Annotated in this window: 3 protein-coding genes and 2 pseudogenes; 2 read left to right on the top strand and 3 right to left on the bottom strand. The window is 41.4% G+C overall.

The genetic code is table 11. The annotated features are described in order from the left end of the window. Positions 1–610: 610 nt before the first annotated feature. Positions 611–910, bottom strand: a pseudogene (locus tag JC606_RS22740) (glutamine amidotransferase); the annotation flags it as partial. On the opposite strand from JC606_RS22740, the gene JC606_RS22735 reads away from it, so the two are divergent. Both JC606_RS22735 and JC606_RS22730 read left to right on the top strand, forming a co-directional pair. Further along, positions 899–1,612 carry an AraC family transcriptional regulator gene (locus JC606_RS22735; protein ID WP_198779503.1) on the top strand — a complete coding sequence of 238 codons (714 nt, stop codon included), beginning with the start codon at positions 899–901 and terminating at the stop codon, positions 1,610–1,612. The pseudogene JC606_RS22740 and the gene JC606_RS22735 sit on opposite strands and share 12 nt — an antisense overlap. Before the next feature lie 254 nt (positions 1,613–1,866). After that, on the top strand, positions 1,867–2,910 hold the full coding sequence (locus JC606_RS22730; RefSeq protein WP_198779502.1) for an AraC family transcriptional regulator: 1,044 nt from the start codon (positions 1,867–1,869) through the stop codon (positions 2,908–2,910). Here the strand turns inward: JC606_RS22730 and JC606_RS22725 are convergent. After that, positions 2,888–3,799, bottom strand: a complete 912-nt coding sequence (locus JC606_RS22725) for an alpha/beta fold hydrolase (RefSeq protein ID WP_198779501.1) — start codon at positions 3,797–3,799, stop codon at positions 2,888–2,890. The two genes, JC606_RS22730 and JC606_RS22725, sit on opposite strands and share 23 nt — an antisense overlap. Positions 3,800–4,390: 591 nt before the next feature. After that, a pseudogene (locus tag JC606_RS23500) lies at positions 4,391–4,610 on the bottom strand (LysE family translocator); the annotation flags it as partial.

The raw sequence follows: 4,610 nt of genomic DNA, 5'->3' as shown, positions 1-4,610 counted from the left end.
GATTAACTGAATACTTGTAACCAAGAGCAGTTACACAGAATTATTTACAGGGTCGTCTATTTCGCTAAAAAAGGTTCATGAATCAGTAGCTCCCATCTAAATACCAACTTTCAACATGACGTTTAAATTAAAATAACAGTAACAACTTCAAGTTGGGTTTTATTTTTATTTTGAATTAAAGTCACAATTTACTAATGAGGAAGAGTCATATATAAAACAGAATTATTTAGAGTATTAATTCTATTTCCAAATGAATTATTCAATTAAAAATTTAATTATCTCTCATTGACTTCAATGTCTTCCATTAAAAACCGAACGTCACGCCTGTGTTTTTTATGCTTGTTCTGTATTTATTTTGCCCAACGGTTAAAAAGGCAAGCCGAAACCCGCCCCTCACAGCATACTGCACTCTTCTTACTATGCGGCCACGAAACTTATAGCGTTGCTAGCCAACACAAAGGGCACCGTTACTGGCGCCCTTTTCCATCGTTATACAGGTCAAGACTGGTTAATTCGCATCCTCTAGATATGAAGTTATGACTTATAAACACACTTACCTGATTAAGGTCTACACACTGCAACAAATTTTCATAAAGCACTCAATTACCACTTAGTTCAGTGATTTATACAAGCGTTCCAGCTTATCTAAAAAAACATGTAGTTTTTCGTTCATCTCATCATAGTCATGACTCAGTAATACTTCAGGGTTCTCAACAAAACGAAAGTCCTCAGCCTTACTAAGATCAGTATTTTCGATGAGCAGCGCTACGACTTCTTTAGTCAATTCCATATGACACTGAAAACCAAACACCAAATCGCTATAAGCAACAATTTGTCTCGGGCAGCCTTTACTATACGCAATGATTTCGGCACCTGGTATCAGCCCAGGCATATCGTTATGCCAATGGCCTCTGGCTATATTGATGATTTCCACTCACACCCATGGCACCAAATAGTGTTCCCACGCCAGGGATTGTTACAATCAGACATTGGTGATAAAAGCGGGATAGTGCCCCATAATGGCTTGCTCTATATTCCCGCAAATACAGTTCATAAATCCGTTGCGATTACAGATACACAATTTTTGGCTATTTACCTCAACCCAGACAAAAATCTTCGCTATGGAAGCAAACCTAAATCCTGTCAGGTAAATTCTTTTACCAAAGAGTTGATACAACTTCTGTTTGAAAGCAACACACACTCACAATCTGAGTCCAATATCATGCATTTACTTATGGTCTTGAGAGATCAAATCGAAGTTGCAGAAAGTTATGAAATACCATTGCTTATTCCTACCGATAAGCGTCTTTTCTCTATTTTCGCACAACTTCAAAAACAGCCTGATTTACCGTTTACATTAAAAGAATGGGCGACAACAGTCGGTGCATCTGAACGCACGCTGTCTCGATTATGCTCTAAAGAGTTTTCTCAATCTTTTTCACAATGGCGACAAAACATTAGGCTAGTTTTATCTTTGCAGTTGTTAAGCTCGAAAATGAGCATTCAAGAAATTGCTATCGAATCGGGATATTCTTCTGATTCTGCTTATGTACAGGCATTTAAGAAATTGTTTAATCAGACACCTAGAAAATATCGAACAGCAAACCTTTAGCACGTATCCTGATTCGTTGTTTTACAAACCCAAATGACACCTGTGATGGTGTGACTCTTACCTAACCTTTTGTGGGGCAAATGCGCCCCTAGCCCAACTTGAATATCGGACATAGTTCGATCTTTGAGAGAATGGTTGATAACCTCAATCAGCTATCATGTTGTGAACTTACCACTTTTTAGAAGCACTCTAGATTGATAGATGATGAAAATTGCGATATTAGTTAGCTATGACTTAACATTTTGATAACACTCATGGCAGATAACACTATCGAAAAATCTGTTTCATTCGCCTCTGTCATTGATTTAGTAAATGCCTATTCACTGTTGCCTCCCGCTTTGCGTAAACAGGTCGAAGCATCTAATCACCTTGACGGTATAATCCTTGAGGCCATTAAAAATAGCGCTAATCTATCGCTATCGGATCGGCTTCCAGAAAGCCAAATGGTTGCCTTATGGTCACTCCTCGAACAGCACCATCCATCGCCCGAAATTGGACTCATCATTGGGCGAACTATATCCCATGAATCAAAAGGTGTGCTCGCGAGTTGGGTGAGCCAATGTGCGACGTTAAAAGACGCATTCAACACGTTCCAAAGTAATATTTTTCTGATGAATTCTTCAGAGTGTTGGCAAGTGGATGACGATGGACAGCAGTGCCGCTTAACCCTCTCCATTGAATCACGCCATGATTACCCTAGAGCCGCCATTGAACGCAGCATGAGTGCGGTGGTGATGTGGGCAAGAATGCTGAGTGCCCATCCTTTCCCGCTAACCAAAGCTAAGTTTGGGTATTTAGCTCCGCTACATGTGGATAAATATCAACCAGTCTTTGGAGAAACCATTGAATTTAATAGTGCTTATCACCAGCTGATATTCGAATCGAAATGGCTTAACCTTCCCATTGCAACAAGTAGTGAGTATCTGAAAACGATGATGGCAAAAACCGCCCAAAGCCACCTTGAGACATTAACGCAAACCCAGCCTCTCCAACAGCAAGTCAGGACCATAGTAGTAAACGGACTAGAAAATGGAGAACTACTCAGCATAGATAAAGTCGCACAGCAATTACACTTCAGCCGACAAACGCTCTACCGCAAACTGGAAAGAGAGCATACCTCTTTCCAGAGTATTCTTGATGATACAAGAAAGCAGTTAGCAGTCCGCTGGCTGACTCAAACCCCGCCTCCAAGCATTACCGAGTTGAGCTATCGTCTTGGTTTTAAAGATACCAGCAGTTTCTACAAAGCGTTCAAGCGCTGGCACCAGGTTAGTCCTAAGGCTTACCTTTCGAGATAAACTGTTTAAACGCCTCTGCTGATCGCTCTGGGACCTCTTCCATCGGTAAGTGTCCAACTTCGTCATACACTACAGCATAAGAGCCCCGAATATCACGCTCAAACTTTCTCGCATTTTCAGCTGGAAAATAACGGTCTTCCTTCCCCCACAGAATAAGAGTCGGCTTGGCAATTTGTGTGAGCTTATCCGAGTCCTGATCCAGCGATGCCTTGACGCGACGTGTGAATCCCTGTCGATTTTGTTGGTAGGTAGTCAGTTCGTAGTATCGATCAATCAACGCCGCATCCACAAGTAGCGGGTCGAAGTAAACCTCTTTAAGCCCATCTTCGAACATAAACCTTGGAGTGACATGTTCCATTATTTTGCCGATGACTGGCCACTGGGCCATCGCAATGCTTGGTGGCCACGATTTTTGTGGATACCCTAAGGCATTTATCAACGTAAGGGTTATAACCTGCTCTGGATGTTGTAAACCGTATTCCCAAACTATGCGTCCTCCTAAAGAGCTACCGACAAAATGTGCTTGTTCGATGTCGAGCTCTCTCATAAAGGCACTTAAAAAAGCAATATCGTCAGGGATTTCGTACTGGTTTTGAGGCAGATGCCCAGTTAAGCCAAAACCCGGTAAGTCCATACGTACGACGCGATAGTCTTGTTTGAGGATTTGAGTCCATTGCTCCCAAGCGTGAAGTGATGACGAAGTGCCATGCAATAAAATCACCACCTCACCCTGTCCTTCATCTCGATAATGCACTCGTTTGCCTTCAACAGTGGCAAATTTAGAAGCGTGATTTGTGTATTTCTGCTCAATGGCTTGCGTACTATTTTGTGCGCCACATCCTTGCAGAAAAATGACCAAAGCCATTATTGGTGTCACATTCCAATTCATACTTCCCTCTCCTCATTTAATGTGTTTTCCAGCCTGGAGACTTGAGTGTAGAGACTATGGTGGTGAGAAATAGGTCTTAAGGTTGCAATACTGTGTTTTTAGGACTCATTTAACTTTAATGGGGGACGAAGAAAGAAGGAGATCAAGAGAAAGGGCAATTTGACACACGAACCAAGCCATGACAGCTTGGTTTATGCCCGGCTAGTTAGATGACTTTTGAAGCAGCAACAAGATGAAAAATCGAGAATTTTACGAGTCTAACCGCCGAAGGGGAGAGATGATTGGTGGCTTTGTTACGTGTATTGCACAACGTAGTCCGCAATATTGTGGCGAGCTGAGAAGTATTGGCTTATAGGTAAGTTTAAACTTTGTAAGTGTTGGATGTCAGATTAGTTATATTTGTTCAAAATACCGCCAACATAGAGCGTAAGTGTTTTGGCGGAACTAGTAATGGGATACTTTTGAGCTAGAAAGTGCCACGGGTAAAAATTCAACCTGAGAAATTTTTTACATATCAGAGTTAGGGCTGGGCTCCAACTCATTCTATTCAGATAAGAAAAGTATCTGAAGCCCAAACGCTGTATGCATACATTACTTACTTGTAGCTAAACGGGCAGCAAGTCCCAAAAATACCACGCCCAATACACCATCGATATGACGGTTTAAACTAAAGTGACAACCTAGCAAAGAGCCCAACTTACTAAAAGAAAATGAGAAGATAGTATTGATACATAAAACAATACTACTAAGAATGACTCCAAGTATGAGTATCTGATTGGTTAAAGCACCACCAGAATGCGTAAACTGAGGC

Source organism: Vibrio sp. IB15 (assembly GCF_016406055.1).
Lineage (GTDB): Bacteria > Pseudomonadota > Gammaproteobacteria > Enterobacterales > Vibrionaceae > Vibrio > Vibrio chagasii.
This window is presented reverse-complemented; position numbering and strand designations above follow the sequence as displayed.